The organism is Streptomyces pallidus (ex Mingjun et al. 2026) (assembly GCF_051550185.1).
Lineage (GTDB): Bacteria > Actinomycetota > Actinomycetes > Streptomycetales > Streptomycetaceae > Streptomyces.
Map to the genome: position 1 here is coordinate 7,545,040 of NZ_CP196181.1, position 26,587 is coordinate 7,571,626.

Here is a 26,587-nt window from a genome sequence, read left to right on the forward strand (position 1 = left end):
CGTCCACCGCTCCGGTGTCGGGGACCGGTTGTGGGCCCTCTCGGAACGGCTCACCGGCGTGCTCTACCCCCTGCCCTGATGCGCGCGGACGTGCCGGCGCGCGGCGGTCCGGCGGGAGGGGCGGGTCACCACTGCCAGCGCAGCTCGGGCTGGTAGGGGCTGCACGACCGCAGACCGAGCCGGGGATGCAGCACGGCCAGGTCGTCCTGGTGGAGGCACCGTTCCCCGGATCCGATCCTTCCGTCGGCGTCGCGCCACCACACCTGGCGGACCGATCCGTCACAGGGGGACACGGTGACCGTCGCAGCGGCCGTGAGGCAGGCGGACGCCCCGGCAGCCCTGATGGTGCCGCCCACGAGGGTCCACCGCTGGCCCGGGCCGCCGTCGCAGTCGGCCGTCATGACCGCTCCCTGGGCCGGCCGGGTGAGGTCCCGCGCGAGGCAGCGCGCGACGACGGCCGTCGTACCGGTGCGGCCGATCGCCGACATGACCTCCCCGGGACCGGGCTGCCGGTGCACCCTGCGGTGCTCCCGCTGCATCCACTGCCGAAAGCTGCGGCTGAGGGTGAACCCGGTCGGGCACGGGGTGGTGAAGCAGCCGGCGTCCGTGACGTAGGCGGCGTACACGGCCTCCTTGTCACGGCGCTGCCGTGCCGTCAGGTTCGCCGGAAGGAGGGGGAGCCCGTAGCCGACGTACGGCGTGACCACAGGGCGGGCGGGAGCGCGGAACGCGGCCTTCCTGAAGAACCGCCCCGTCATCTCGTGATCGCTGTGATCGGCGGGATGCGGCGGACCGAGGCCGAACGTGGCGCTGTCGTAGTCGAGGGTGAGGACGCGTTCCGCGTGCCGCAGCGCGATCACCTCGGACAGCGTCAAGGTCAGCTCTTCCCCCGTGTAGGAGGCCGACCCGTCCACCGGCGTGATCGCTGCGATCTGCCCGCGGAACAGCTTCAACAGGCTCTGCCCCGAGTACCGCGGGCTGCCGACGCCCTTCGGGAACCCGTCGGGCAGCCTGAGGAAGACGAGCCGCACGTCGGGTCGGCCGCTCAGCACGAAGGACACGAGGCTGCGCCCCCGTACGGTGAGGTCGGCCCGGCGCCAGCGATCCGGGACCCCCGCCATCCTCGCGTAGGCCGCCCGCACGCCCTGCTCCCGGCGCCGCGCGTAGGGATCTCCGGTGAACGAGCGCCCAGCGTCGCCGGCCGTCAGGTAGACGGCGCCGACGGCGCACCGGGCCCGGATGAGCCGCTGTACCTCCGGACTGATGAAGAGCAGGTCGTCGTCCTGGTGCGCCACGCCGACCAGGGTGCTCCGGCACTCCGTGTCCGGTTCCGCACCCCGCCGGAACGCGGCGGGCTGCACCCCGGGGGACTGGGCGGGCCCGGTCTGCAGCACCGGGGCGATCCCGCCGAGCCCCAGGCCCAGCCCCAGCGTGACCAGGAGCATCCGCCGACGCCCCCTCCTCACCTCCCGCACGCTATTGCTCGCGCCGGCGTACGGCGAGGGCGGCGATGTCATCGTCAAGGCGTCCCCTGCTGTAGCGGAGGAGGTCGCGGTGGAGAGCCGTGAGCAGTTCGCGGGGCGGTGTGGGGGGCTGCTGGCGCATCCAGGCCGCCAGCGGGAAGAACTCGCCGTCCCGGGCGCGGGCCTCGGCGATCCCGTCGGTGTAGAGGAGCAGCAGGTCGCCGGGGGCGAAGTCGAAGGTGTCGACGTTGTAGTGGTCGCCGATCAGCTCCGCGAGGCTGAGCAGCGGCGAGGGGCTGGCGGACTCGAGCACGCGAAGCATCGTGCGGTTGAGGAGAATCGGCGGAGGGTGTCCGCAGTTGAGGACGTCGATGTGTCCGCTCTCGTGGGGGATTTCGACGAGCAGGGCGGTGGCGAAGCGCTCCATGGGCCCCTCCGGGGGAAACGCCGCGTTGTAACGGGTACTGCTGATGTCCAGCCTCCGGGCGACCTCGACGATGTCGCGCTCGCTGTAGGCCGCTTCGCGGAACGCGTTGACGATCGCTGCGGCCGCCCCCACGGCCGGCAGGCCCTTGCCCCGCACGTCACCGATGAGCAGCCGGACCCCGAACGGCGTGTCGACCACCTCGTAGAAGTCCCCGCCGATGCGGGCCTCCGCCGCGGCCGCAAGGTACAGCGACTCGATCTCGACGTTCCCGAGGCGGCGTGGCATGGGACTCAGCACCACCTGCTGCGCCGCGTCGGCGACGAGCCGCACCTGGAAGAGGGTCCGCTCCCGTTGGAGGCGGACGTGGCTGCCGTACGCGGCGGCCACGGTGACCGCGATGATCCCCGCGGCCGTCCACCACGTTCCCAGGTCGGGGAAGACGAGGCTGAGGCCGATCATCAGCAGGAGGCAGACCGTCCCGAGCAGGACGGTGGGGAGGACCGGCCACATGGCTGCGGCCAGGGCCGGCGCCGCGGGCAGGAGGCGGCTGAAAGCCATCTCCGGCGGAGTGGCGTAGGCCAGGCTGGCGATCACGACGGTCAGGATGACCGGCGACAGCCGCACAAGCCTTCCCGGGCCGGGGCGCCGACGGGGCTGCGGCCGTCCAGACTCGATCACGTTTCCCAGAATATGTGCGCAATGAGGGCATAGCGCTCTGGGGAACGCCCCCGCAAATCAAACACACGACCGAATCGGTGGCGGCCGGTGGCCCGAGGTCGCTGGTCAGAGTGCATTCTGCTGCCGCACCGTGCGTTCCGGCGGGCCGGGGCGGGGGGCGGACCCTAACGTGGGTCCGGAACAGATCCGGGCGTACCGCCGCCGGGATCCCGGCCTTACGGAGGCACGTCAACGATGACCGTCAGCACCGCCGAGCTCACCGGGGACTACGTTCTCGACCCCAACCACACCCGGATCGGGTTCGTCGCCCGCCACGCCATGGTGACCAAGGTCCGCGGCGCGTTCCACGAGTTCGAGGGCACTGCCCACCTGGACGGCTCCGATCCGGCCCGTTCCACCGCTCAGGTCGTCATCAAGACCGAAAGCATCGACACCGGCGTCGAACAACGCGACCAGCACCTGCGGACCAACGACTTCCTGGACGCGCCCACCTTCCCCGACATCACCTTCCGCAGCACCTCGGTCGAGCCGCGATCCGACACCGAATACCGTGTCACCGGCGACCTGACCGTCAAGGACACCACCCGCCCGGTCACCATCGACTTCGAGTACACCGGCAACGCCGTCGACCCCTACGGCAACCTGCGGGTCGGTCTGGAGGGATCGGTGACCATCTCCCGCAAGGAGTTCGGCGTGACCTGGAACGCGGCCCTGGAAGGCGGCGGCGTGCTGGTCGGCGACAAGGTCGTCCTGGAGTTCGACATCTCGGCGGTCAAGCAGTAGCGGCGCCCGACCGCGCGGCCACGCCACCACACGGACACCCGGGTCGCCACCCTGCCGGGGCGGCGACCCCGCTCCACCGCGATCACGCGCCGCCGGTGTCCGGGCTCCACACTGCTGGCCCGCCTCCGCGCCACTCGATCAGCAGCGCATCGTCAAGCCGGACGCCGTCCGGGTCCAGGCCGGCCCGTCGCAGGAACTCCAGAAGGTCGTCGGGCCCGAGGGCGCGACCGAGGATCGCGCCGTCGACGCGGACGCGGCGCCCGCCCTCGGCGTCCGGCGGATAGACGATCACACGCAGCTCAGGGCTCATGCCTCCACTCTGGCGGTGCGGCGGCGCTCCAGCACGCCGAGGGCGATGTCGCGGCGTCACTGCGGGTCAACGCCGCCGCATCAGGGGGGCGAGCGCCGCCGCGACCGCGGCGCCGGCGACGGGCGCCAGCAGGTACGCCCACAGATGACCGGTGGCGCCGGCGAGCACAGCCGGCCCCAACTGCCGGGCCGGATTCGCGCCGCCTCCCGACAGCGGTCCGAGGAAGACGATGACGGCGGCGACGCAGACGCCGATCAACGGCGGCAGGAACCGCAGCAGGGGCGGGCGGGTCCCGAGGAACGCCACGATCAGCATGATCACGGCCATGGCCGCGGCCTCCACCGCGAACACGGCGCCCGAACCCCAGCCCGGGGCGGGCGCCATCGCCGCGTACCCGACCTTCCCGGCGGCGTCGCCCCACACCAGACCGGCGAGGGTCGCACCGGCCATCGAACCGGCCAGCTGGGCCACCACGAACGGCGGCACCGCCTTGCCGGGGAAGACGCGCAGCATCCACAGGCCGATGCTGACCGCGGGATTGAGGTGCCCCGCGGTCCCGTGCCGCATGGACGGGCCGAGCACGGCCGTCACGATGGCACCCACCAGCAGACCCATCACCACCAGCTGGGAGGTGAAGATGGGCAGCAGTTCGGCCAGCGGTGTGCCGGGCCCGGCCATCCACCGCGCGGCGGTGACCACGACGAACAGCAGACCGGTGGTCAGCGCGAACTCGTAGACGGCGACCAGGGCGAGCGGAGTGCGTCGCGCGGGCGCGGGAGCCGACGCGGAGGCGGGTGCGGGTGCGGCAGGAGGCGGCAGCATCTGGGTTTCCAAGGATGTCGATGTCACTCTGTGGAATCTGTTCGCGCCCGAGCGTGCGCGGCAACGCCTGCATACGACACTCCGTCAAGTGACGTCAAGGACCCACTGCGCCGCGGACTTCGAAAGCGGTGGCCACCTGACGGAGTGCACCGGCGGCGATGGACCGGCGATCTGCGGCTCTCCGAGACTCCGGGAGTGGGCCGAGGCCGCCCCTCGCGAAGAGCACGAGAGCCACGGAAAGAAGGAACGCGATCGATGTCCGCACGATTCGCTGGAAGGGTCGTTCTCGTCGCCGGGTCGGGTGACGGGGGAATCTGCCGGGCCACGGCGGTCGCGTTCGCCCGCGAGGGCGCCGCCGTGATGCTCGCCGGACCGGACCCGGAGGAACTGCAGGGCACGCTCAAGCTGATCCGTGACGCCGGCGGCACGGCGGACTCGGTGGTGGCGGACATCGCGACCGGTCGCGCGGAGGAGTCCGCCCGTATGGTGGCCGCGAGCGTCGAACGGTTCGGCACCGTCGACATCGCCTTCAACAACGCCACCGTGTCCGGGCCGACCAGCAACCTCGCCGACATCCAGGAGCGGGACTGGACGGAGATCCTGACCGCCAACCTCACCGGCGTATGGATGGCCATGAAGCACGAGCTCGCCCACATGGAGGCGTTCGGTGGCGGCACCATCGTCAACACCGCCTGCAACATGGCGCGGACCGGCCTCCTGGTCGGGCAGAGCGCCTACGCCGCGTCCAAGGCGGGGATGTCCACGTTGACCCGCGCCGCCGCGCAGGAGTACATCGGCAAGGGCATCCGCATCAACGCGATCAGCCCCGGCCCGGCGCACGAGCCCGGGTCCTCCCACGCGGAAGGGGCCACCCCCGAGCAGGTCGCCGACGCCGTGATCTGGCTGTGCTCGGCCGAGGCCGCGTTCGTCGTGGGCCACGACCTGGTGCTGGACAAGAAGATCGTCTAGCAGAGCGCGTCCGAGTCCGTCGGGGGTCGGTGCCGGCCGGGGTTGCGGTGTGCGGCGCGGCTGCTCTCTCCCGTGTTCCGGCCGCGGCGCCGCGTGTCGGGACCGGGCCCGGGGTGGTGCTCACCGGGACGGTGGTCACGATGAACGACGCAGGTGACGTGCGGCCGCACGGCCGCGTCTGGATCCGGTCCGGCCGTATCGAGGCGGATCGGTCTCGTTGGCCCCCGACTCGTCGTCGTCCACGGTGTCGGGCTCACCGCGGACCAACTGGCGGACATGGCGCACCGCGGCGCCACGCTCGTCTGGTCGCCCCTGTCGAAGCTCCTCCTCTACGGCAGGACCGCGGACGCGGCCGTCGCGAAGGCCGCCGGACTCGGCATCAGCCTGACCCCGACTGGACGGCCCGTCTGTTGGCCAACCCGCAAGCAGCCGCAGTTGTCGGTGCCCATACCCTAACCGTGATGTGCCCGGCGCAAGCCCCGTGCTTCAGGGCGGGGTAAGCCGGTACGGTCCGCAGAGCGAAGCTGAAGCGGTCTGCGCTGCTGTTCGATGTACTGCCGTACCACCGTGAGCGGGGTGCCGCCGCAGGAGGCCGCGAAGTAACTGGGCGACCAGAAGGGGCCGTGCATGATCGCCCGGTTCACGCGGCCGGTGAAGTCCCGGCGCAGGATGCGGGCGGACACGCCCTTGAGGCTGTTCACGAGGCCGGACACCCGCCGCCAAGCGCACCGACGAACGGGCGTGGCTGGCCGAGGTGTCCTCCGTCGTCCTGGTGCAGTCCCTCAGAGACCTGCACACCGCGTACCGGAACTTCTTCGCCTCCGTCACCGGCAAGCGGAAGGGCCCGAAGGTCGCGCCGCCCCGGTTCAAGTCCAAGCGGGACAACCGGCAGTCCATCCGCCCCACCGCCCACGGGTTCGGCCTGCGCGACAACGGCCGTCTGTACGTGGCCAAGGTCGGAGACCTGCGGGTGCGCTGGTCGCGTCCCCTTCCGGCCGCCCCGACCTCGGTCACGGTCACGATGGACGCGGCCGGCCGGTACTGGGCCTCGTTCGTCGTGGACACCGATCCCGAGTTCCTGCCCGAGACGACCGCCGAGGCCGGTATCGACCTCGGCCTCTCGGCGTTCGCGGTCCTCTCGGGCGGCACGAAGATTGCTTCCCCGCGCTTCCTGCGCCGTGCCGAACGCAAGCTCAAGCGGTTGCAGAAGGACCTCAGCCGCAAGGCCAAGGGGTCGAAGAACCGGGCCAAGGCCCGCGTCAAGGTGGCGCGCCAGCACGCCCGCGTGGCGGACCGGCGCAGGGACTGGCACCACAAGGAATCCACGCGCATCATCCGCGAGAACCAAGCGGTGTACGTGGAAGACCTCACGGTGTCCGGGCTCGCCCGCACCCGCCTCTCCAAGTCCGTGCACGACGCCGGATGGTCGGCGTTCCTCGGCATGCTGGAGTACAAGGCCGCCGAGCACGGACGGTACTTCGGCAGGATCGGCCGCTTCGAGCCGACCTCCCAGGTCTGCTCAACCTGCGGGATCAAGGACGGCCCCAAGCCCCTGCACGTCCGCGAATGGACATGCAACGAGTGCGGGACCGTCCACGACCGCGACGTCAACGCCGCACGCAACATCCTGGCCGCCGGACGGGCGGACAGGCTAAACGCCTGTGGAGCGCCGGTAAGACGGGCACCTGTGCCCGCACAGCGCCGTGAAGCAGGAAGCCCCCGGAAGGGCCAGACGGCCCGGGCTGGAATCCCCGTCCTTCAGGGCGGGGAGCACGTCAATGCTCCGGAAGCTGCACCCACTGCTGGAGGGATCACTCGTTGAGCATCGGAACCAGGCCGGAGTGCTCGCTGGACAGGGCGGCCAGGCACAACCCGGCCGACGCGCGAAGCGCACGCGGTCGCCGCGTCGTCTCAGCCGTGAGGGGTCTGGCTGTCGCGGTCGCCGTCGCGTCGCTGTCGGTGCTGTCCGTGGGATGTGGGGCGGACCCCACGCAACTCGGCTACACGCCGGCCCGGATGGATCCCGACCCGGTGCGCAAGAAGACGAGGGAGGTCTCCAGCCGCCTGGTGGAAATGACCGGAGTCAAGGGCCGGGTCATCGAGTCCCACATGAGCGGCGGCAACTGTGACACGTACGGCGGCGACGACCGTTTCATGATGCATCACTCCTGGTCGCTGTACGGCCTGACCGGAGAGCAGGTCGGCAACGGCATGGAGACCCTGCACAAGGCGCTCGTCGGGAACGGCTGGACGATCATCAGTGAGACCAAGGCCGACAGTTCGGACCAGCACGCCGAGATCTACGCAGCGAACGAGGCGGAGCACTTCTCGGTGAAGGCCACCCTCAAGCGCGGGGAGAGGGAGCCGAGGTTCGACTTCTCCGTCCACTCCGCCTGCTACCGTGCGGCCTCTGCCCACGCCGCGAACCACGCGTGACGCGTTCCACCGTCCGTGACGTGATCCCCGGGGCGCGGTCACTGCATCAGGTCAACCCGCTGAAGTGCTCCAGAAGCCTCTGCTCCAGTTCCTGGAGCACCAGGCTCGGCTGTTTGAGCATGGACAGGCGCCGCACCGCTGTGGCGGCGTATGCCTCGTCCTCACCCACGGCCGCTGCTATCACGTACCCGTTCAGAGCGTCCATGTCCGACGCCGCGCCGAAGTCCTGACCCGTGGGCAGCAGGTAGCGGTCCAGGGGAGTCGTGTCGCTGGCGATCACGTTGACGACCACGGACGGCTGCCAGTCCATGGCATTGGTGAGCGAGTGGTGCGTGTCGAATCGAACAGTGATCGTCTCCCCCTCGGGGATCGCCACGCTGTACTGGCCCGCTTCGTCGGTGAAGACGTGGTCGATCTCGGTCAGACCACTGCGATAGACGCTGACCTTGATCATGAAGATGGGGCTGCTGTCAGAGACTGCCCGCACGTGCCCGAACATCTGGGTCTCCCTCCCGGTCGGCTACCGCTGGAAGGCCAGCCCTGCATCCAGTCTGTGTGTGCCCCACTACTGCCGCCAGTCGTGTGATCCGGACACGGGTTCCTGCGGTCGACCCGGGCACGGGCACGCCCCGGCACGACGACCTCGTGCCGGGGCGCACTGCTGCGCTGTGGCCGCGGAATGCCCGGGCAGGTCATTCACCTGCGGCGTCCTCGGCCTCCCAGCGCAGTAGGTCGCCCGGCTGGCACTCCAGCACCTCGCACAGCGCGGCGAGCGTCGCGAAGCGCACCGCCTTGGCGCGGCCGTTCTTGAGCACCGCCAGGTTGGCGGGCGTGATCCCGACGCGGTCGGCGAGCTCGCCCACGGACATCTTCCGCCTGGCCAGCATCACGTCGATGTCGACGGCGATCGGCATCAGATCACCTCGTCCAACTCGGCCTGCATCTGCGCCGCTTCGACGTCGCGCGCCACGGCCTGGGCGAGCAGCATCCGCAGCACGAGCACGATCAGCGCCACCCCCAGGATGGCCACGCCGACCCCGGCCATGATCACGGTGACGCCCGGGTCCTCCCGCTGGCCCGGCGCATTGACGGCCGTGACCGCGAACCACACGAGGGCGGCCGCCACGATCGAGCCGATCACGCCGTCCACGTACCGGAAGGCGGCGTGCGAGAATACGGTTCCGCGTCGCACCATCGTCACCAGTCGCCATACGCAGACCAGGGCGACCTGGACCGACACCATGCCCAGGATCGTGATCACGCGCAGCGGGGTGAGCGGCAGCGACCCGTCCTCCGGGTCGGTGGCCAACGCCCACACCATCAACGCCTGTACGAACCCGGTGCCGGCGAGCACCACCACGAGCACGGCGCGCAGCGCACCCACTGTCAGCTTTCCCACGACCCATCCTTCCATCGAGTTGCGATGGAAATCTATCGAATGTCGATAGGTGGGGCAAGGGTCGGGGACGGAGAGCGCCCGGGTTCGGGGACGGGGAAGCGTGGAGCGGGACGGGACTGGGCCACCCGCCGGCCTCCGCGACCAACGGCAGGTGATAGATCAACACGGGTGACAGACCTCTTCGAAGAACACCGCCCGCGCCTGCGCGCAGTGGCCTACCGGATGCTCGGCTCCTTCGCCGAAGCCGAGGACGCCGTTCAGGAGACCTGGCTGCGCCTGAACCGCACCGGCGTCGACGGGATCGAAAACCTCGGCGGCTGGCTGACCACGGTCACGGCACGGATCTGCCTGAACATGCTCCGCACCCGCGAAACCCGTCGCGAGGAACCCCTCGACACAGGCACCGGCACCCGGACCGGCACCGGAGACGGCGTCCGCATACCCGACCCGGTGGTCAGCGACCCCAGTGGCATCGACCCCGAACAGCAGGTGCTCCTCGCCGACTCGGTCGGACTCGCCCTGCTCGTCGTCCTCGAGTCCCTCTCCCCGGCCGAGCGCGTCGCGTTCGTCCTGCACGACATGTTCGCCGTGCCCTTCGACGAGATCGCTCCGCTGATCGAGCGGACCTCGGCCGCGACCCGCCAGCTCGCCAGCCGAGCCCGTCGCCGCGTCCAGGGGCAGGCCCCGTCGCCCGACCCGGACCTCATCCGCCAGCGCGAGGTCGTCGACGCCTTCTTCGCCGCCTCCCGCGACGGGGCCTTCGACGCCCTCGTCGCCGTCCTCCACCCCGACGTCGTCCTGCGCTCCGACGGCGGCCCCAAGCGGGCCGGCCAGACGGTCGTCCTCAACGGCGCGCACACCGTGGCCTCCCAGGCAGCCACCTACCGCAGGATGGCCCCCTTCGTACGTCCGGCCCTCATCAACGGCGCGGCCGGCGCCGTGGTCGCGGCCAACGGCATCCCGCTGTCCGTCATGGCCTTCACGGTCAGCGACGGCCTGATCGTCGCCATCGACGTCATCGTGGACCCCGACCGTCTGCGCACCCTCGACCTCAGCGCCGCCCTGGGCTGAGGACCTGCCCCGGCTGCGGGAGTCACGCGAACGGCCCCGCAGCCGGCCTGCACGGGACATCCGGACATCCGGACACCCGGACACCCGGACACCCGGACACCCGAGAAGGTTTCTCGGAATCTCGGGCGGTCCCGTCACACATCTGCGCGCCCGCGGGTCATGGGGGTGAAGGACGAAGCAGCCGGCCGGGAAACGGCCCGGCCCCGCCGAAGGAGCACCGGATGTCCACCACCGCCACCGTCGTCACCGTCATCGCCGCCCTCATGGCCGGCTTCTCGGGCTACTCGGTCCTCACCGGCGCCCGGTGGGTGCTCGACTCGCTCGCCCAGCTCCAGGTCCCCCGCACCTGGTGGACCCGGCTGGGCCTCGCGAAGAGCGCCGGCGCCGTCGGCCTGCTGGTCGGCCTGTTCGTCCCGGTCATCGGCCTCCTCGCGGCGATCGGCCTGATCCTGTACTTCACGGGCGCCGTCATCACCGTGATCCGGGCCCACGCCTACCCGCACGTGGCCTTCCCGCTCCTCTACATGGCCCCGGTCGTCGCCGCCCTCGCCCTCGGCTTCCCCGCCTGACCCGGACGGGTGAGGGGGCCAGGGGTGACCGCTGCCGGAGCAGGCGCGTTCCGGAGGCTCGGGCGATCACACGCAGGTGCTCGGCGCGGCCACCGGGTACTCGGTGGGGAAGGACCGGCCGAGGTCGAGGAACATCTGCACGGTCCGACGGCGCGGGTCGGCCAGCGGGGGTCCCGGCACGGCCAGTCGACCGAGCGCGAGTGGGGCCGTACGAGCATGGCGTGCGTGAACAGGACGCGCAGCAGCGCAACGCGGATGAAGCTCAGCTCGGCATGGCCGTACCGGCGGCGGGAACGCTCGTCGTGCCGGTAGGGGAGCGTCTTGCCCCCGATGCACCAGGGCCCCGCCCTTCCCGTTCTGCGATCCGCTCCCTCACGCCACCGTGTGCGGAACCCAGACGGCGGCGTGGAACGGGCCGTTGGCAGTGAACGGGTCAGCGGGCGGAAGCGCAGCGCTGCCCGCGATGACGCCCTCGCGGTTGACCTGCGCCGCGGCGGAGTTGAGGCCGCCGAGCGAGGGCAGGTAGGTGAAGTCGCCGTTGTCGGCGTGGGCGACGAAGGCGAAGGAGTTGGGGGCGAAGTTGTCACCCACCATGACGCTCCCGGTGATCTGCCTGACCTCCGTGACGCCTCGCCCGGAGCCGATGACGGCACTCGTGTGCGTCGTGAGGTCGAACGAGCTGGCGACCAGGCCGTCGCCGCCCACCACGGTGCTCCCGCTGATCAGTTGCCTGGTCAGGAAGTGGGACCCCAGGTCGGTGCGGATGCCGGTGCGGAGGTCGTAGGCGTATCCGCTGAGGCGGTTGCCGGCCGTTCGGGACTGCCCGACCACGGTCGAACCGCTGATGGCGTTGGCCGTGCTGGAGCCTCCGCCGAGTGTGCCGAGATCGGTCATGGTCCGGGTGCGCAGGTTGTACGCGAACCCGTGTGTCGTGGTGGCCGGCGTCTTCGGCAGGGAGGAGCTGCCCACGACGACCGCACCGCTGACGGCCGCCGCCGTGCTGTTGCCCGACGGGCCTGCGAGGCTGCCGAGATCGGTCATGGTCCGGGTGCGCAGGCTGTACGCGAACGCGTGGGTGACGACATCGCCGGGCAGCGACGACGTCCCCACCACGGTGTCGCCGGCGAGGCCGGTGACGTTGGTGCTGCTGCCGCCGAGAGTGCCGATGTCGACGAGCTGGCGGGTCCGGATGTCGTAGGCGAATCCGTGCGTCGGGCCGTCGGCGGCGAGGTTCGATTCCCCGACGATGTGGTGACCCTCCACATCAGTCGCCCGGCTGGAGCGCCCGAGCGTGCCGAGATCGGTCATGGTGTGCCTGCGCAGGTCGTACGCGAAGGCGTGCTCGACGGCGTCGCCGCTCGTGAGTGAGCTCCCGACGACCGTGTCGCCGTCGATGGCGGTCGCCTTGCTGCGGCTTCCGCCCAGGGTGCCGAGGTCCTGCACGGTGTACTGCACGGCCGCCGCCGCCGCCGACCCGCCCGACGACGTGTCAGCCCCGTACGCCGGACCGCCGCCCACGGCGAGCAGGCCCGCGCCCACCAGAATCCAGGCACGTAAACGTATGTGCATGACGCCCCCTGAGACGACCTATCGATCGAAGCGAGCACGGTTCGGCAGGCCGCGGCGGCCTCCCGGAACCGGGCCGGCCGGTCGGCCGGATGGTGCAGAGCACCCACTTGTACATCAGTTCCGATCGGCCAAACAGTGGGCGGTCGGCCACGAGTACGGCACGGTCCCGGTACGGCCGCCCCCTTCGTCGGCACGCGCTGACGGCCGGCGCCGGCGCCGGCACCGCCACCCGCCGCTCCCGCCCTGCCGTCAGTCCGCCCGGCGGACCAGGCTGACCATGGGTGAGCGGAGGGTCCAGCCCAGAGCCTCGTACAGGGCTCTGCCGTCGGGCGTGCCCACCAGCACCCCCTCTCGGGCCCCCGCCTCCCACGCGGCGTTCTGCAGTGTGCGCATCACCAGGGCGCCCAGGCCCCGGCGCCGCTGGTCCGGGGCGGTCTCGATCTGGTCCGCGACCGCGGTGCGGCCGGCCAGGCCCACCTGACCCCTCGCGGCCAGCCGCCCGTCCCCGGTGCGGACCAGGGTCTTGACCACCCCGCCCCGGCTCCAGGACGTCACGGTGTACCCGGCCGGCGGCGGCCCGGTCGGTACCGGGGCGAGCGGCAGGGTCATCAGGAAGCCGGCGATGTCCGTCTCCCACTCGTCCCCCACCCAGGGCCGCACCGCTTCGTCCGGAGCGAAGAGCTTGAGCCAGGTGGCCGGCGGGGCGGTGGCGGCCAGCTTGCGGACATCGGCCTCCGTGGGCAGGGGCACCACGTGCCGGGCGACCTCCTTCGACAGCCCCACGGCGATGGTCCACCCCCACGGTTCCCCGACCGGGTCGGCCGCGCCGCGCGAGACGGTCCAGCCGTCGATCCACTGCTTCACCCAGCCGGTGAGCTGGTCCTCGGACATGGTTCCCCCTGCATGTGATAAGCCGCATGTAATGAGTCGATTCCTGCAAGGGTCATTACATCATCCGGGTCCGACATCACCGCGCCACGTGTTCCCCGTCTGCGGTGACGCGGGCCGCACGGCCAAGGACGTCGACCAGGCCCTCAGGGACTTCGCCGCCACACACGGCGCCATGGACGACGAAGAGGCTGCCGCCTCCATCAGGCGCCTCTTCGCGGAAGGCGCTACGTACGAGTCGTCTACCGAGACGTCGTGATCCGCGCGCACTCCCGCACGACGGCCGCCAACGACCCCTCGGAGCGCAGCAGCTCCCGCTGGACGCGTGCCCCGTTGCCGCGCTCGACGAGCTCGGAGATTCCGGCCCGGACCAGGTCGAGGTCACCGGCGTCCGCCAGGGCCGGTTCGACATGTCGGCACAGTGCGTCCAGCGCGGCCACGGGCGCGGTCGGCAGCATCGACGCCGGGTTCAGCACGGGCCCGTCGAGGCCCGACCGGGCGGCCTGCCAGTTGGCGAGGCGCAACAGGCCGGTGCTGATCCGGGCGGGCGGTTCGCCGGCCCGCCAGGAGCGGGCCGCCGTCTCGACGAGCCCCCGTACCAGGGCGGCCAGGAGGACGGGCGTCGTCGCGTGGAGGCAGACGTCAGCCACTCTGACCTCCACGGTGGGGTAGGAGGCGGACAACCGCGCGTCGAAGTAGACCATTCCCCTGTCCCGCAGCACGCCCGACTCGACCATGGCCCGCACCTCGGCGTGATAGCCGTCGGCGCACCCGAAGACGTCGGTGGGGCCCGCGGAGGGGAGCCGGTTCCACACCCGGCTGCGATATGCGGCGTACGCGGTGTCCTCACCCTGCCAGAACGGCGAGTTCGCGCTCATCGCGGTGAGCAAGGCCAGCCAGGGCCGGATCCGGTCCAGGACCGCGACGCCCTCCTCGTCCGACTCCACCGACACGTGGACGTGGCAGCCGCAGGTGAGCTGCTCCTGAGCGGTCAGGCCGAATTTCCGTGCCACCCACTCGTAGCGGCGTCCCGGCGACATCGACGGCCGGACCGGGAGCGGTGAGGTGGCCAAGGCGGCGACGACCGCCCCGGCCGTGGCCGCGTGCCGTGCCGCCTCCGCGCGGTGGCGGACGATCTCCTCCTGCAGCTCGCCCATCTTCGTCACCGGACGCGTGGCGAACTCGACCTGTTCCTCCTGCAGCTCGGACTCCAAGGCGTGGCCGTCGCCGCCCGGGTCGGCCACGGGTCCTGCGGCGGCCCGGTCCGCCGCGGCGAGCACCACGCTCGACACGGCCAGCGGCTCGCCCGTGTCCGCGTCCGCCAGCAGCAGTTCCTCTTCCACGCCCACACTGCGCATACGTCCGTCCGTTCTGTTGGCCCGTCACCGGGACCGCTTGCCGCTTTTTCCGTTTTCATGCGCGGCCGGGCGGCCCCGGCGCACCGTCGACCACGGAGGTCCAGGCTTCAGCACACCAGCCGGGGCGGCCCGGGTGGCAGAGGCGCGTCCGGTGCACGACCGTGTGGCGCGGCTCCTTTACCGGGCGGCGGTGCGCTCGGCGAGACACCGGTCGCGAGGGTCCACGCGGTACGCGGCTTCCTCGGCCCCCGGCTGGTGACGACGGGCCGACAGGAGGGACGGCCCGTGATGCCGGCGGACGAGGCCGCCGCCTGCTACGCGCGGGCCGTCCGCGCACGGGGGGCGGCGCCTGCGCCTCGTCGAAGCGCGCCCCCTGACGCCTCTGGCAGCGGCTCGTCCACCCGGCCCGATGCGAGGAGCCGCGTGATCTTACCGATCGCTTACGAGGCCTCTCCACAGCGCCCGTTGACCCGGTCCCGCGTCTAGCGTGATCGGCAAGTCTCCTGAACTCGAAGGACGGAAACATGACCGTTGGGGCCGTTGAAACTCTTCCGGTGTGCGCTTACCCGGACTGCACCAACCACGCCGAAGCGCCCACGCCGGACGCCCCGGCACCCCGTTACTGCGCCCACCCGGACCACAACTCCCTGGGCGCCTTCCGCCGGTTCCGCGCGAAGCGACAGGAGCGCAAGGAGGAGAAGCGCCAGGCGGCCGAAGCCAGGAAGGCCGCCAAGGCAACGACGTCACCCGCACCAGCGGCCCCTGCGATGGCCGCCCCCGAGCCCGTCGAGGACGTGGTGGAGTCCGTCCCGAACGAATCCGGGACGCGGGAGGACCTCTTGGCCCTGATGTCCCGTCTGGTCACGGACCTGCCGGTCTACATCGAAGAGCTGGCCATCATCACGGACTCCGTGGCCGCCGAGGCGCGCATCGAGACGGTGACCAAGGCCTCCGCCCAGCGGACCCTGGCTGCCGAGCAGCGCACCGTGCTGGCGGAGGAGGCGGCGGAGCAGGCCATCGCCGAGCTCGACAAGGCCAAGCAGGGCTTCGAAGAGGAGACGGGGCGGATCCGCACGGAAACCGCCCAGCAGATCGCCGACGTCGAGTTCGTACGGGCCGAGCTCGGGCGCTACCGCGAGCGCGTCGCCCAGCTGGAAGAGCGCCTGGACAAGGTCCGCGAGGAAGCCGACACGGCCCGCCGCGAACGCGCCGACCTCGCCCTCGACCTCGAACGCCACCGCACGGACCACGCCGCCTGCGCCCTGCCCGCCACCCCCGCGGCCCCGCAGGCGGTGTAGGGGGTCGGGCCGCTCGCGGTACGGGGCCGCCCCGGAGGGATCCGGAGCGGCCTCGGCCGTGCGCTGCGGGGGAAGGGTCAGCAGTGGGGCACGGACGTCTGCGCGGCGACGAGCGACGAGTGCACGTACCCGGTGCCGACCGGGCTGGAGACCCGGAACCAGCGGTTGGAGGCGTAGTTCGAGCTCGGCGGGTACACCCACTGGCTGTCCAGCCAGCACTGCATGCCCACTCCGGTGCCGTTGCCGAGGTAGCCGTACGAGCCGCAGCCGGTGTTGGCGCAGGAGCGGACGTTCGCCCCACCGCTGTTGGACGAGATGTAGCTGCCGGCGGCCTCTGCCCCGCCGGCACCGGCGAGCATGCCGGTCAGGGCCAGGCCCGCAGTGGCCGCTGCGAGCGCGGTCCGCGTCCGCAGGCTGTTGGTGAAGCGTCGCATGGTGGTGCTCCTTCGCGTCGTGGTGGTCGGATCCGCCGCCGGGTTGCGTACGTTCGCTTGGCGGCGCTCCACCAGCAAGCCCGACCGGACCCGCCCGGCGGAAGCACGGAACCGCAGGTCGGACGGGTCCGGACGCAGCTCCGTACAACTCCGTACGGCGACGGGAGGTCAGGGGCAGGGTGGTGCGTACGGCAGGCCCGGGAGCAGGGACGCCCACTCGGCCCGGGTGATCGGAGAGCCGGCCCGCTCGCACACGTGCCGGGCGGCGTCCTCGGCACCGGTGCTCCACACCAGCGCCGCGGGGGCCGAGCCGCCGGCCGCCAGCGAACGCCCGTCCGGGCTGTACGCGATGGCGTACCCCTTGCCGCCGAGGCCGTTCAGGACCGCCCGGGCCTGCGGCGGTTTCGATCCGGCGCGGCCGGCCCCGGAGGTGTCCCACAGCCATACGGTGCCGTCGGTGCTCGCGGCGGCCAGGGTCGCGCCGTCCGGTGCGAAGGCGAGCGCGTAGACGTAGCTGCTCGGGCCGGTCAGCGGGGGTCCGGCGCTCACCGGACCTCCACCGTCCGCCGGGCCGTCGAACCTCCACAGCCACACGTCCCGGTCGCCGGTGCCGGCGGCGAGCGTCCGCCCGTCCGGGCTGAAGGCCACGGACATCACGTAGCTCCCCGGTCCCTGGAGCGTGGCCTCCGCCCGCGGGGCGCCGCCCTCCGCCGGCAGCTGCCACACCAGCACCTGCTTGTCGACGGTGCCCGCGGCCAGCCGCCGGCCGTCCGGGCTGAACGCCACCGAGTACACGAAGTTGGTCGGCTCGGTCAGTTCGCCCGCGGTCCGGGGCCGGTCCGGGTCCCGGGTGTCCCACAGCCGGACGGTACGGCCCTCGCTGCCGACCGCCAGGGTCCGGCCATCCGGCGAGAACACTGCGGACTGGACGGTTCCGGTGCCACCGGCGAGCGGTTCGCCGCGCGGTGCGGCCCGGTCCGGTCGGCTCGTGTCCCACAGCCACACCTTGCCGTCGCGGCCGCCCACGGCCAGTGTGCGGCCGTCCGGAGTGAAGGACAGTGTGCCCGAGTAGCCGGTCGGGTTGGCCAGGGGCGTGCCCACCGGGCGGGGGAGCCACGGATCGCGCACGTCCCACAGGTGCACCTCGCGGCCCGCGACCGCCAGCAGCGTTCCGTCCGGGCTGTACGCGACGGCGTTGACGGTCCCCTGCACGCCGTGCAGGGGACGTGCGGGCATCCGCCAGATCCGTACCGTGCCGTCGGCGGCGCCGCTGACGATGCCCTGCCCGTCCGGCAGGAACGCCAGGGAGGTCACCGGCCCCGGGTGCGGGAACGAGCCCAGGGAGGTGCGGGTGGCGGCGTCGTACAGACGCACCTGGTTGTCGGCGCTGCCGGTGGCCAGCCACCGTCCGTCGGCGCTGTGCGCGACCGTGTTCACGTAGCTGGCGGGCCCGTCCGCGGTCGCGGGGGCACCGGCGAGGACGTCCGGGGGAGGCGGGGCGCCGTCCCCGGGGTCGGGGACCGCCCACAGCCGGGTGGACCGGTCCTGGCTGCCGGCCGCGAGCCGCCGGCCGTCGGGGCTGAACGACAGCCCGAACACCGGCCCGCCGGCCCCGGTCAGCGGCTGCTGCCGGGGCACCGGCTCGCCGCTGCCGGAGGCGTCCCACAGCCGGACCGCGCCGTCCGCCCCGCCGGCCGCGAGCACGGCCGGGCCACCGGGCCGGAAGGCGACCGAGTGGACGGGCCGGTCGGACCCGCCGAGCCGGCGGGCCGGTCCGAAGCCGCCGGTACCGGCTCCCGTACCGCCGCCGGCGACCGGGCCGGTGCCGTCCGGTGCGGACGCCGCCGGGCGGGCCGCCGTGCCGCGCTCCCACACGTACACCCCGCCGTCGGCCGACCCGGCGGCCAGCCGGGCACCGTCCGGGGCGAACGCCAGCCCGTACACGGCGGACGAGGGCCCCGGCAACACCGTCCCGACCGAGGCGCCCCCGGCCGGCGAGGCAGCCGCGGCGTTGGTGTGGGGCGGCTCCCACACCCGTACGGTCCCGTCGCCGGCGCCCGCCGCGAGCAGCCCGCCATCCGGGCTGAACGCCAGCGCGTACACGGTGTCCGCGAACGGCGGCGACGGAGCGTCCAGGCGCTGCGGCCGCGCCGGGTCGCGCAGGTCCCACAGGGCGACCGTGCGATCCAGCCCGGCCGCCGCGAGCGTCCGCCCGTCCGGGCTGAGGGCGACCGCCTGCACCACACCGCGGAACGCCAGCAGCCGGGTGACCGTGGGCATCGCCGAGGTGTCCGTCAGCGCCGCCCGCGCCTCCGCCGTCGGTGCCGTCCGGTACGCCACCAGGCTCAGCTGGGCGGCCAGGGCGAGGTCGCTGCCCCGCAGCCGCTCCGAGCGGGCCGCGACCAGCCGGGACAGGGCCGTCCTGCGCTGCTGTTCGGCGTCCCGCCGCTGCACCAGCGCCACGGCGGCCAGGCAGCCGGCGAGCGTCGCGAGGACGGTGAGCAGGACCAGCAGTTGCCGCAGCCGCCTGGTGTGCTGCCGTTCCCGGCGGACCCGCTGCTCCTCCGCGGTCCGGCTCGCGAGGAGGAACTCATGCTCCGTGGCCATGAGTTCGTGGCCGCGGCCGCCGTGCTCGGCCCACCGGGCGGCCAGCGCCAGCCGGGCACCGCGGTACAGCAGCGAGGGCTCCCGGTCCGCCGACCGCCAGCGTTCCGCGTCGCGCGCCAGGTCCTGCCACACCAGGTGTCCGGCGCGGTCGGCCTCGATCCAGCCGTGCAGGCGCGGCCAGGCGGTGAGGAGCGCCTCGTGCGTGATCCGGGCCCCGTCGCCGTCCAGGCCGACCAGACGCCGGTCCACGAAGCACTCCAGCACCTCGTACACCTGCTCGGCGCGTTCGTCGCGCCACTCGTCCGCGGGGGAGGAGGGGCCGGGCAGCGGCAGCACCCTGCGGGTGTCCGGCACCCCGTCCCCTACCATCACCATGCGCAGGAACAGGGCCCGGGCGAGGTCGCGCCGACCCTCGCTGAGTGCGGCGTAGGCCTCCTCCGCGCTGGCCGAGACAGCGGCGGACATGCCGCCGCCCGCCCGGTAGTCGGCGAGGGTGAGGACGCTGCCGCGGCCGCGCTCCCAGGTGGACAGCAGGGCGTGCGAGAGCAGCGGCAGCCCGCCCGCGCCGGAGTCCCGCAGGTCCGAGACCAGCAGGTCGGCGAAGCCCTCGTCCACGGTGAGCCCGGCCTTCGCGGCCGGCCCGTGCACCGCGCTGCGGATCTCCTCGGTGGTGAGCGCCCCGACCACGATCTGGCCGCGCTGCAGGGCGGTGCCGAGGGCGGGCTCCTGGAGGGCCTGGGCGTAGAAGTCGGCGCGCAGCGCGCCCAGGACGTGGACGCGGGGGGAGGGGAGTGCGGCCAGGACGGCCAGGAACCGCTGCCGCTCGGCGGGTTCCTGGCAGACGGTGAAGACCTCCTCGAACTGGTCCACGGCCACGAGGACACGGACGTCGCGGCGTTCGGCCCAGTCCCGCAGGTGGACGGCGAGCCCGGCCGCGGATTCGGGCACGGCGTCCGCAGCGGCGCAGGCCCCGTCCGCCACCGCTGCCAGCGTCGCGGAGTCGGCGGTGCTCGTCATGGTGCGCACGGCCCGGACCAGCTCCGATGCCGGGGCCCGTCCCGGGGCCAGCAGGCAGGGGACGAACCCGTGCGCCGCGCGCAGGAGGGGCAGAACCCCGGCCCGCAGCAGCGACGACTTGCCCGAGCCGGAGGCGCCGACCAGGAGGTGGGGGAAGTCCGGCCCGTCGGCGAGCAGCCGCTCGACCACCACGTCCCGCAGCCGGTCCCGGCCGAAGAACCAGTCCGCGTGGTGCTCCTCGAACCGGGCGAGCCCCCGGTACGGTGCCACGCCCCGGGCCGCTCGCGGCGTGCGCGCCCGGCGCAGGTCGGCCAGTCGCTCCAGCCACCCGGCGATCTCCACGGGGTCCTTGACGCCCAGTTCCTCGAGTACCCGCCGGAAGAGCTGCAGCGAGCCGAGCGACGGGAGGCTCTGCCCGGCCAGCCAGCCGCCGATGGTGGTGTGCGCGCCGGGGGACTGCACACGGGCGGCGAGCACCCGCACGGTGAGGGCCGCCTCCTCCCTCAGCCGGGTCAGATCGGCGGCGAACTCCTCCCGGGGCGTCGGACCACCGGCCGGCGCGGCCGGCGGGTCCGGGGGCGCCGCCGGCGGGTCCGGGGAGGGGAGGGGCCAGGGGCCGGCACCCGGTTCGGGTGCGGGTGACGGTTGTGGCGGACGGTCCATCGCGCCTCCGCGTTAGGGTGTCGGTGGGACGCATGCGCAGGCATCGTGCACGCCCGGACGGACCGTCACCCCGCGGTCCGCCGCGAACCGGTCTCTTTTCCGTACGCCGCGCGCACCACGGCAAGCGTTCCTGCGCATCCCGCCCACCGCCACGACGACCTACGCGCCCTCGTGTCCGGCCGCCCGGTCATCGCCGAAGGCTGGGCATCCCCGTGATCGCGCTCTACGGTTCCCGCGACGCCGCTGCGATCGCGGAGATCGTCGCAGATCACTTCAGCCCCTACCTCCCACCGCCGGAGCGCAGGACATGGCCTTCGTCTTCGAAGTGAACGTCGTAGTGGTCCTGTTCGGCCAGGAGGCTGTCGAAGGTGTCCAGGCCGTGCTGGATACGGCCCAACGTGCGGAAGTAGTCGAAGCGGTCCACCCCCGGCGTCAGCAGGATGAGCAGATCCGCCGTCGCTCCGGGGGAGGCGCCGAACGCATGGGGGAGGCCGGGCGGTACGGACACGAGTCCGCCGGAGGTCACGGTCGTCGTGCGGCCGTCCAGGGTGAACCACGCGCTCCCGTCCAGCACGTAGAACAGCTCTGTCGACCGTGTGTGGTGGTGAGGGCGGGCGCCGGTGGCACCGCGCGGGAGGGTGAGGCGGTTGACGCCCGCCACCCCGCCGGTGTCGCACGCATCGGCGAGCAGGAGGAAGCCTCCGCCCTGGGGGAATCCGATCCGCTCGGCCTGCTCGGCGTGCGCGATCAGGGGCTGTCGGGTGTCGCTCATGGTTCGTCACTCCTGCCGTCCGCGGCCCTTTCCGGGTGCGGTTCCATTCGACGCCGGGAAGAAGCCGTGATCCACAGTCGGTTGGGGAAGACAGAGATCACCGGTCGTGACGAATCGCTCGGGAGGCGGACGGGTGGAGCTGAGGCAGCTCAGGTACTTCGTGGCGGTCGCCGAACAAGGCGGCTTCGGACGGGCCGCGGAACAGTTGGGCATCGTCCCGTCAGCCGTCAGTCAGCAGATCGCCCGGCTCGAACGCGCCTGGGGCGTGGGCCTCTTCGAGCGCACCACCCGGCGGGTGCGGCTCTCCGCCGCGGGCGAGCGGATGCTCCCGGAGGCCCGCGCGGTCCTGGCGGCTGCCGACCGCACGGTGCGGGTGGCCGCCGACATCACCGCGGGGGATGACGGCATGCTGCGCATCGGTGGCGTCCACGGCCCCCGGGACCGGCTGGGCCGCGCCCTGGCGCTGCTCGCCGTGTCCGCGCCCCGGCTCCAGGTACGGCTGCAGCGGCTTCCGGTTGCCGACCGGCTGGCCGCCGTACGCGCCGGGGAGCTCGACGCCGCTCTGGTACGGGCCGTGCCGGGGGCCGCCGGCCTCGAGTTGCTGCCCCTGTGGAGCGACCCGCTCCATGTCGCCCTGCCCCAAGGCCATCCGCTGTCGGCCGAACCCAGCCTGGACCTGGCCCGGTTGGCGGGGCTTCCCCTTCGTCTCGCCCCGCGCCCGGACAACCCCTACTTCCACGATCTGATCAGCGACGCGTGCCGCAGCGCAGGCGCCATGCCGCCGGCAGGTCCTCCCTTCACCGGCCTCCAGGCCACGCTCACGGCGATCGGCACGGCTCACGAGCCCTCATGGACCGTCTTCTACGAGGTCCACGGCCTGCCGTCCATCCCCCGGGTGGTGCTGCGCCCGCTCGCCGGCCTGAGGGTGACGACGTCCTTGGCCGTCCGTCCGGGGCCACCCGATCCGGCCCTGCGGCATCTCCTGGCGGCCCTGCACGGCGTGGAGCCGGAAACGGCACCGACCAGGACTCCGCCTCCCGATTGAGCTTCTGGGCTTCCTACGCGGAGGGCGCGGCGGCGTATCCGTACGTCGCGGAGGCCCCCAGCTCCTCCTCGATCCGGATGAGCTGGTTGTACTTCGCCGTGCGGTCCGATCGGGACAAGGACCCGGTCTTGATCTGCCCGCACCCGGTGGCGACGGCCAGATCCGCAATGGTCGTGTCCTCCGTCTCGCCGGAGCGGTGGGACATGACCGCTGCCCAGCCGGCCCTCCGCGCAGTGCCGACCGTTCCGAGCGCCTCGGTCAGCGTGCCGATCTGGTTGACCTTGATCAGCACGGCGTTCCCCACGCCCGTGCGGATGCCTTCCCGTACCAGGGCCTCGTTGGTGCAGAACACGTCGTCCCCGGTCAGCTGGCACCTGTCCCCGACCCGTGCGGTCAGCTCGCGCCACCCGTCGAGGTCGTCCTCGGCCATCGGGTCCTCCACCGAGAGGATCGGGTACGCGTCGATCAGCTTGGCGAGGTAGTCGACCTGCTCGGCGGACGTACGCCGGACGCCCTCTCCCGCGTACGCGTACACCCCGTCACGGTAGAACTCCGACGACGCCGGGTCCATGACGAGGCCGACGTCCGCGCCGGGCCGGTAGCCGGTCCTCTCGATCGCGGCCATGACGAAGTCGAGCGCCTCCTCGGCCGTACGCAGCGCGGGCGCGAAGCCGCCCTCGTCGCCGACGCCCGTGGAGTGGCCCGCAGCCAGCAGGTCGCGGCGGAGCGTGTGGAAGACCTCGGATCCCATCCGGACGGCCTCCGCGAAGGACCCCGCACCCAGCGGCGCGATCATGAACTCCTGGAAGTCCAGCGGATTGTCGGCGTGGGCGCCGCCGTTGACGATGTTCATCATCGGTACCGGAAGCACGCGGGCGTCGACCCCGCCCAGGTAGCGGTACAGCGGCTGGCGGTGCGAGTGGGCGGCGGCCTTCGCGGTGGCGAGGGACACGCCGAGCAGGGCGTTGGCGCCGAGCCGCGCCTTGGTGGGCGTGCCGTCGAGCGCGACGAGCGCGGCGTCGAGGCCGGCCTGGTCGTCGGCGTTGCGCCCTGTCACGGCATCCGCGATCTCGCCCTTCACGTGGGCCACGGCGCGTTCGACACCCCGGCCGTGCCAACGCCGGGGGTCGCCGTCGCGCAGTTCCACGGCTTCGCGGGCGCCGGTGGAGGCGCCGGAGGGGACGGCGGCGCGTCCCAGGGATCCGTCGGCGAGGACGACGTCGACCTCGACGGTGGGGTTTCCGCGGCTGTCGAGGACGGCGCGGGCGGTGACGCTGCGGACGGTGGTCGGCTCGTCTCGGCGTGCGGGCATGGGGGTCCTTCCCGTGGTCGTCTGCCGGGCCCCGGCTGCGACGACGCTGGCGCTCGGCCCGACGTCGCGAAACTGTACAGCAATGCTGTTCAGTCTTGCTGTTCAGTCCTGCTGTTCAGTTCGGCTGTGCAATGGCCTTTCCGGGTTAAAGTGCCCTATGACCTCCCCGGATGCCGCCACCGTCGCCGCCGAACTGCGTATTGCGATGGGCAAGCTGACGCGGCGCGTGAAGCACGAGGACCGGATCCCGCACGGGCAGGTCGCCGTGCTCGGCGTTCTGGACCGCGACGGCGCCATGACCACCAGCGATCTCGCGGCCGATCAGCGCGTGCGGCCGCAGTCGATGGCCCGTGCGGTCGGCCTCCTCGTCGAGCAGGGGCTGGTCACCCGCCGGGCCCACCCCACGGACGGTCGCAAGACCCTGCTGGAGCTGTCGGAGGCCGGCCGGGTCGCGCTGGAAGCGGAGCGCGGCCGCAGGGCCGGATGGCTGGCCCTGGCCATCGACGCCGAGCTGACGCCAGCCGAACGGGAGCTGCTCGCTCGCAGCGCGGCCCTGATGGAGCGGCTGGCCGCGCGCTAGTTCCGTGTCCGGCAGACCCTTCGGGTCACGGCACTAGCCGCCGCCGACCCCAAGGGCGAACCCTCCTTGAGGCCCGGTCGGCCCTTGACCAGAGGGGCTGCCGGACAGCGCTGCACCCCGCCCTCGACGGAGAGCGGGCTGCAGCGGCCGTGCGGGAGATCAGGCGTATGCGCAGATCGCGCAGACAGAGAGGCCCACGCTGCTGTACGCGTTCTGACGTCCGAGACCGATCCAGCCCCGCCCGTCATCCGTCGGGAACGAAGCGACCAGGACGGCGTCGTCGCCCTGTGCCTCGGCACCGCCGCCGACGGCGATCTTCCCCGCCGGGCAGTACACCGTCCGCCGCTGGAGGTTCGGCACGTTCGCGTTCGGCAGCTTCACCACCTGGTACCCGTCGACGGTCGCAGCCCGCGCCGCATGCCCCCGACGGTGAGTCCGGCGTCTGCCACGGGACGTCGTGGAACATCCACCAGTCGCGTTCCCGGTCCGCGTGGAGCATCGTCTCGCGGAACAGCGGATCGCGGAGGAAAGCACGGCGAACGTCATGGCAGTTGTCGCGGGTGACCTGGGCCCGAGCGGCTACAAAGAGCGAACTTTCCTACCTCCCCCTCATCACCCCCCCGGCGCACAGTGACAATTCTCCACAGCAGGTCGACTTCGGATCACGTGCCGGCTCGGCCCAGCGGCTGAGCAGGTGCCGGTGATGCCGGTCGGGCCGCGGGTGGCGACCGCCGATGTGGCCGCGGTCCGGCCGTAATTCGCTTGCCCCGGCCACGGGTCGACGTTGCACTGTGGCCGGACACCATGAGCCGTGGTGCCGGTATTGCGAGGAGGCAGTGGCAGCAATGGAGATCCGTCCCACGACGAATGAGGACCTCGACGTCTTCGTCGACACGGTCCATGCAGCGTTCGGGCGCTTCCCGGAAACCCCGATCGAGGGCGGCGGGCTCTGGTGGTCGGCGCTCGAAGCGGACCGCTGCCTGCTGGCCAGCACGGCGGACGGGCGGCCCGTCGGCACCGCGGCCGCGTACTCCTTCGAGCTCACCCTTCCCGGTGAGACCCTCGTGCCGGCCGCCGGAGTCACCGCCGTCGGCGTCCTGCCCTCGCACCGGCGCCGCGGCGTGCTCAGCGCGATGATGCGGCATCAGCTCGCCGAACTGCGGGCCCGTGGGGAGTTCCTCTCCGTGCTGCTGGCCTCCGAGGCCCCGATCTACGGCAGATTCGGCTACGGGCCGGCGACCTACACGCAGCGGCTGACGGTTCCGCGCCACCAGGCCGCGTTCTCCCTCCCCAGGGCGCGTGGAACGGCCGGCGCCCCGGCGACCGGGTCGGACACCGGCTCGGTCGAGCTGCTGCGGCGTACCCAGTGCGGCGAGATCCTGGAGGAGGTCTACGACCGGTACCGGCGCGCCCAGCCCGGCGCGCTGTCCCGGCCGCACCGCTGGTGGGCCTTGCGCGCGGGGCAGCCCCCGGTCTCTCCGGCGCCGCGTCACGTCGCCGTCCACCGTGACCCCGACGGCGTCCCGGACGGGTACGCCAGCTACTCGGTGGAGTCCGGCACCCTGACGGTCGACGAGACCATCGCCACCGACGACGCCGTCTTCACGGCCCTGGCACGGTTCGTGCTTGAACACGACCTGGTCACCAAGGTCGTGTTCAAGCACGTCCCGCCCGGCCACGCGCTGCGTTGGCAGCTTGCTGACTTCCGCGCGGGCGAGGTGAGCGGCGACACCGACTGGCTGTGGGTGCGGCTGCTGGACGTCCCGCGTGCGCTGACCGCGCGCGGCTGGTTCACGGACGGCGAGCTCGTCCTCGACGTCGACGACCCGTTCCTCGGGGAACAGGGCCGCTACCTGCTGACCGTCCGGGACGGCAAGGCGGACTGCGTCGCCACGGACCGGGAGCCTGACCTGTCCCTGGACGTCAGCGACCTGGGCTCGGTCTACCTCGGTGGTACCGCCCCGAGCACGCTCGTGAGCGCCGGACACGTCCGGGCCCACCGCCCCGGCGCGGCCACCCTCGCCGACGCCCTGTTCCGCGCCGAGCGCTCCCCGCACTGCCTGCACTGGTTCTGACCACGCGACTGGTTCTGACCACGCGCGCAGACCCCGCACAGG

At 72.5% G+C, this 26,587-nt stretch carries 26 protein-coding genes and 1 pseudogene; 11 read left to right on the plus strand and 16 right to left on the minus strand.

The genetic code is table 11. The features are described from left to right. Positions 1–125 precede the first annotated feature (125 nt). Both ACSHWO_RS33775 and ACSHWO_RS33780 read right to left on the minus strand, forming a co-directional pair. A complete protein-coding gene (locus tag ACSHWO_RS33775; protein ID WP_438318312.1) occupies positions 126–1,445 on the minus strand; it encodes a PIG-L family deacetylase in 1,320 nt (439 codons plus the stop codon). Between the two features lie 31 nt (positions 1,446–1,476). Further along, on the minus strand, positions 1,477–2,568 hold the full coding sequence (locus ACSHWO_RS33780) for a PP2C family protein-serine/threonine phosphatase (protein WP_438318315.1): 1,092 nt from the start codon (positions 2,566–2,568) through the stop codon (positions 1,477–1,479). 234 nt (positions 2,569–2,802) lie between these two features. Between ACSHWO_RS33780 and ACSHWO_RS33785 the strand changes: the two genes are divergently transcribed. Further along, positions 2,803–3,351 carry a YceI family protein gene (locus tag ACSHWO_RS33785; protein WP_404242740.1) on the plus strand — a complete coding sequence of 183 codons (549 nt, stop codon included), beginning with the start codon at positions 2,803–2,805 and terminating at the stop codon, positions 3,349–3,351. Positions 3,352–3,433: 82 nt separating this feature from the next. On the opposite strand, the gene ACSHWO_RS33790 is transcribed toward ACSHWO_RS33785, so the two are convergent. Continuing rightward, a complete protein-coding gene (locus ACSHWO_RS33790) occupies positions 3,434–3,661 on the minus strand; it encodes a hypothetical protein (protein ID WP_361099629.1) in 228 nt (75 codons plus the stop codon). Between the two features lie 66 nt (positions 3,662–3,727). Then, on the minus strand, positions 3,728–4,510 hold the full coding sequence (locus ACSHWO_RS33795; RefSeq protein WP_438318319.1) for an aquaporin: 783 nt from the start codon (positions 4,508–4,510) through the stop codon (positions 3,728–3,730). Between the two features lie 228 nt (positions 4,511–4,738). Between ACSHWO_RS33795 and ACSHWO_RS33800 the strand changes: the two genes are divergently transcribed. Further along, a complete protein-coding gene (locus tag ACSHWO_RS33800; protein WP_361099623.1) occupies positions 4,739–5,452 on the plus strand; it encodes an SDR family oxidoreductase in 714 nt (237 codons plus the stop codon). 276 nt (positions 5,453–5,728) lie between these two features. Further along, entirely contained in the window at positions 5,729–5,908 is a 180-nt protein-coding gene (locus tag ACSHWO_RS33805) for a hypothetical protein (RefSeq protein WP_438318322.1), read from the plus strand. A 62-nt stretch (positions 5,909–5,970) separates the two neighbouring features. On the opposite strand, the pseudogene ACSHWO_RS33810 reads toward ACSHWO_RS33805, so the two are convergent. Beyond that, a pseudogene (locus ACSHWO_RS33810) lies at positions 5,971–6,165 on the minus strand (IS200/IS605 family transposase); the annotation flags it as partial. Between the two features lie 32 nt (positions 6,166–6,197). On the opposite strand from ACSHWO_RS33810, the gene ACSHWO_RS33815 reads away from it, so the two are divergent. Both ACSHWO_RS33815 and ACSHWO_RS33820 read left to right on the plus strand, forming a co-directional pair. Further along, complete coding sequence (locus ACSHWO_RS33815) at positions 6,198–7,274, plus strand: RNA-guided endonuclease InsQ/TnpB family protein (RefSeq protein WP_438319334.1); 1,077 nt, start codon at positions 6,198–6,200, stop codon at positions 7,272–7,274. 95 nt (positions 7,275–7,369) lie between these two features. Beyond that, positions 7,370–7,888 carry a hypothetical protein gene (locus tag ACSHWO_RS33820; protein ID WP_438318325.1) on the plus strand — a complete coding sequence of 173 codons (519 nt, stop codon included), beginning with the start codon at positions 7,370–7,372 and terminating at the stop codon, positions 7,886–7,888. Between the two features lie 46 nt (positions 7,889–7,934). Here ACSHWO_RS33820 and ACSHWO_RS33825 read toward each other — a convergent pair whose 3' ends face one another. The 3 genes from ACSHWO_RS33825 to ACSHWO_RS33835 all read right to left on the minus strand — a co-directional run bounded on the left by ACSHWO_RS33825 (position 7,935) and on the right by ACSHWO_RS33835 (position 9,287). After that, positions 7,935–8,375, minus strand: coding sequence for a carboxypeptidase regulatory-like domain-containing protein (locus tag ACSHWO_RS33825; protein ID WP_385849542.1), 441 nt, complete (start codon positions 8,373–8,375; stop codon positions 7,935–7,937). A 205-nt stretch (positions 8,376–8,580) separates the two neighbouring features. Next, positions 8,581–8,802: a helix-turn-helix domain-containing protein gene (locus ACSHWO_RS33830; protein WP_062039671.1), complete on the minus strand. Its 222-nt coding sequence runs from the start codon at positions 8,800–8,802 to the stop codon at positions 8,581–8,583. After that, positions 8,802–9,287, minus strand: coding sequence for a DUF2975 domain-containing protein (locus ACSHWO_RS33835; RefSeq protein ID WP_361099611.1), 486 nt, complete (start codon positions 9,285–9,287; stop codon positions 8,802–8,804). The genes ACSHWO_RS33830 and ACSHWO_RS33835 overlap by 1 nt, the downstream gene beginning before the upstream one ends. A 222-nt stretch (positions 9,288–9,509) precedes the next feature. Here ACSHWO_RS33835 and ACSHWO_RS33840 point away from each other — a divergent pair, with 222 nt between their 5' ends. Together ACSHWO_RS33840 and ACSHWO_RS33845 are read left to right on the plus strand one after the other, a co-directional pair. Beyond that, a complete protein-coding gene (locus ACSHWO_RS33840; RefSeq protein WP_438319335.1) occupies positions 9,510–10,358 on the plus strand; it encodes a sigma-70 family RNA polymerase sigma factor in 849 nt (282 codons plus the stop codon). A gap of 221 nt (positions 10,359–10,579) precedes the next feature. After that, the gene (locus ACSHWO_RS33845; RefSeq protein WP_404242726.1) at positions 10,580–10,927 is read left to right on the plus strand and encodes a DoxX family protein; all 348 of its coding nucleotides are present in this window, start codon (positions 10,580–10,582) and stop codon (positions 10,925–10,927) included. Positions 10,928–11,299: 372 nt separating this feature from the next. Here the strand turns inward: ACSHWO_RS33845 and ACSHWO_RS33850 are convergent, their stop codons facing one another. The 3 genes from ACSHWO_RS33850 to ACSHWO_RS33860 form a co-directional block, all read right to left on the minus strand. Further along, positions 11,300–12,496, minus strand: coding sequence for a hypothetical protein (locus tag ACSHWO_RS33850; RefSeq protein WP_438318330.1), 1,197 nt, complete (start codon positions 12,494–12,496; stop codon positions 11,300–11,302). Between the two features lie 249 nt (positions 12,497–12,745). Next, on the minus strand, positions 12,746–13,387 hold the full coding sequence (locus ACSHWO_RS33855; protein WP_438318333.1) for a GNAT family N-acetyltransferase: 642 nt from the start codon (positions 13,385–13,387) through the stop codon (positions 12,746–12,748). A gap of 239 nt (positions 13,388–13,626) precedes the next feature. Then, positions 13,627–14,742, minus strand: a complete 1,116-nt coding sequence (locus tag ACSHWO_RS33860; protein WP_438318336.1) for a glutamate--cysteine ligase — start codon at positions 14,740–14,742, stop codon at positions 13,627–13,629. Positions 14,743–15,296: 554 nt separating this feature from the next. On the opposite strand from ACSHWO_RS33860, the gene ACSHWO_RS33865 reads away from it, so the two are divergent. Beyond that, on the plus strand, positions 15,297–16,040 hold the full coding sequence (locus tag ACSHWO_RS33865; RefSeq protein WP_438318339.1) for a hypothetical protein: 744 nt from the start codon (positions 15,297–15,299) through the stop codon (positions 16,038–16,040). Positions 16,041–16,117: 77 nt separating this feature from the next. Here the strand turns inward: ACSHWO_RS33865 and ACSHWO_RS33870 are convergent, their stop codons facing one another. The 3 genes from ACSHWO_RS33870 to ACSHWO_RS33880 form a co-directional block, all read right to left on the minus strand. Continuing rightward, on the minus strand, positions 16,118–16,474 hold the full coding sequence (locus ACSHWO_RS33870) for a hypothetical protein (RefSeq protein WP_361099593.1): 357 nt from the start codon (positions 16,472–16,474) through the stop codon (positions 16,118–16,120). Between the two features lie 168 nt (positions 16,475–16,642). Next, the gene (locus ACSHWO_RS33875; protein ID WP_438318342.1) at positions 16,643–20,761 is read right to left on the minus strand and encodes an nSTAND1 domain-containing NTPase; all 4,119 of its coding nucleotides are present in this window, start codon (positions 20,759–20,761) and stop codon (positions 16,643–16,645) included. A 280-nt stretch (positions 20,762–21,041) separates the two neighbouring features. After that, positions 21,042–21,533: a cupin domain-containing protein gene (locus tag ACSHWO_RS33880; RefSeq protein WP_438318345.1), complete on the minus strand. Its 492-nt coding sequence runs from the start codon at positions 21,531–21,533 to the stop codon at positions 21,042–21,044. 133 nt (positions 21,534–21,666) lie between these two features. Between ACSHWO_RS33880 and ACSHWO_RS33885 the strand changes: the two genes are divergently transcribed. Then, positions 21,667–22,578 (plus strand): LysR family transcriptional regulator, encoded by a 912-nt coding sequence (locus ACSHWO_RS33885; RefSeq protein ID WP_438318348.1) that lies wholly within the window; start codon positions 21,667–21,669, stop codon positions 22,576–22,578. A 13-nt stretch (positions 22,579–22,591) separates the two neighbouring features. On the opposite strand, the gene eno is transcribed toward ACSHWO_RS33885, so the two are convergent. Then, complete coding sequence (gene eno, locus ACSHWO_RS33890) at positions 22,592–23,890, minus strand: phosphopyruvate hydratase (protein WP_438318351.1); 1,299 nt, start codon at positions 23,888–23,890, stop codon at positions 22,592–22,594. Positions 23,891–24,047: 157 nt separating this feature from the next. On the opposite strand from eno, the gene ACSHWO_RS33895 reads away from it, so the two are divergent. Further along, positions 24,048–24,470: a MarR family winged helix-turn-helix transcriptional regulator gene (locus ACSHWO_RS33895; RefSeq protein WP_438318354.1), complete on the plus strand. Its 423-nt coding sequence runs from the start codon at positions 24,048–24,050 to the stop codon at positions 24,468–24,470. A 159-nt stretch (positions 24,471–24,629) separates the two neighbouring features. Here the strand turns inward: ACSHWO_RS33895 and ACSHWO_RS33900 are convergent, their stop codons facing one another. Further along, positions 24,630–24,851 (minus strand): hypothetical protein, encoded by a 222-nt coding sequence (locus ACSHWO_RS33900; protein WP_438318357.1) that lies wholly within the window; start codon positions 24,849–24,851, stop codon positions 24,630–24,632. Positions 24,852–25,315: 464 nt separating this feature from the next. Here ACSHWO_RS33900 and ACSHWO_RS33905 point away from each other — a divergent pair, with 464 nt between their 5' ends. Further along, complete coding sequence (locus tag ACSHWO_RS33905) at positions 25,316–26,545, plus strand: GNAT family N-acetyltransferase (protein WP_438318360.1); 1,230 nt, start codon at positions 25,316–25,318, stop codon at positions 26,543–26,545. Positions 26,546–26,587 lie beyond the last annotated feature (42 nt).

Excerpts from the sequence above, each read along its gene's own strand:
- ACSHWO_RS33775 (WP_438318312.1), bottom strand. The coding sequence starts at position 1,445 with ATGCTCCTGGTCACGCTGGGGCTGGGCCTGGGGCTCGGCGGGATCGCC.
- ACSHWO_RS33785 (WP_404242740.1), top strand. The coding sequence starts at position 2,803 with ATGACCGTCAGCACCGCCGAGCTCACCGGGGACTACGTTCTCGACCCC.
- ACSHWO_RS33790 (WP_361099629.1), bottom strand. The coding sequence starts at position 3,661 with ATGAGCCCTGAGCTGCGTGTGATCGTCTATCCGCCGGACGCCGAGGGC.
- ACSHWO_RS33800 (WP_361099623.1), top strand. The coding sequence starts at position 4,739 with ATGTCCGCACGATTCGCTGGAAGGGTCGTTCTCGTCGCCGGGTCGGGT.
- ACSHWO_RS33805 (WP_438318322.1), top strand. The coding sequence starts at position 5,729 with ATGGCGCACCGCGGCGCCACGCTCGTCTGGTCGCCCCTGTCGAAGCTC.
- ACSHWO_RS33830 (WP_062039671.1), bottom strand. The coding sequence starts at position 8,802 with ATGCCGATCGCCGTCGACATCGACGTGATGCTGGCCAGGCGGAAGATG.
- ACSHWO_RS33840 (WP_438319335.1), top strand. The coding sequence starts at position 9,510 with ATGCTCGGCTCCTTCGCCGAAGCCGAGGACGCCGTTCAGGAGACCTGG.
- ACSHWO_RS33845 (WP_404242726.1), top strand. The coding sequence starts at position 10,580 with ATGTCCACCACCGCCACCGTCGTCACCGTCATCGCCGCCCTCATGGCC.
- ACSHWO_RS33850 (WP_438318330.1), bottom strand. The coding sequence starts at position 12,496 with ATGCACATACGTTTACGTGCCTGGATTCTGGTGGGCGCGGGCCTGCTC.
- ACSHWO_RS33855 (WP_438318333.1), bottom strand. The coding sequence starts at position 13,387 with ATGTCCGAGGACCAGCTCACCGGCTGGGTGAAGCAGTGGATCGACGGC.
- ACSHWO_RS33860 (WP_438318336.1), bottom strand. The coding sequence starts at position 14,742 with ATGCGCAGTGTGGGCGTGGAAGAGGAACTGCTGCTGGCGGACGCGGAC.
- ACSHWO_RS33870 (WP_361099593.1), bottom strand. The coding sequence starts at position 16,474 with ATGCGACGCTTCACCAACAGCCTGCGGACGCGGACCGCGCTCGCAGCG.
- ACSHWO_RS33875 (WP_438318342.1), bottom strand. The coding sequence starts at position 20,761 with ATGGACCGTCCGCCACAACCGTCACCCGCACCCGAACCGGGTGCCGGC.
- ACSHWO_RS33880 (WP_438318345.1), bottom strand. The coding sequence starts at position 21,533 with ATGAGCGACACCCGACAGCCCCTGATCGCGCACGCCGAGCAGGCCGAG.
- eno (WP_438318351.1), bottom strand. The coding sequence starts at position 23,890 with ATGCCCGCACGCCGAGACGAGCCGACCACCGTCCGCAGCGTCACCGCC.
- ACSHWO_RS33895 (WP_438318354.1), top strand. The coding sequence starts at position 24,048 with ATGACCTCCCCGGATGCCGCCACCGTCGCCGCCGAACTGCGTATTGCG.
- ACSHWO_RS33905 (WP_438318360.1), top strand. The coding sequence starts at position 25,316 with ATGGAGATCCGTCCCACGACGAATGAGGACCTCGACGTCTTCGTCGAC.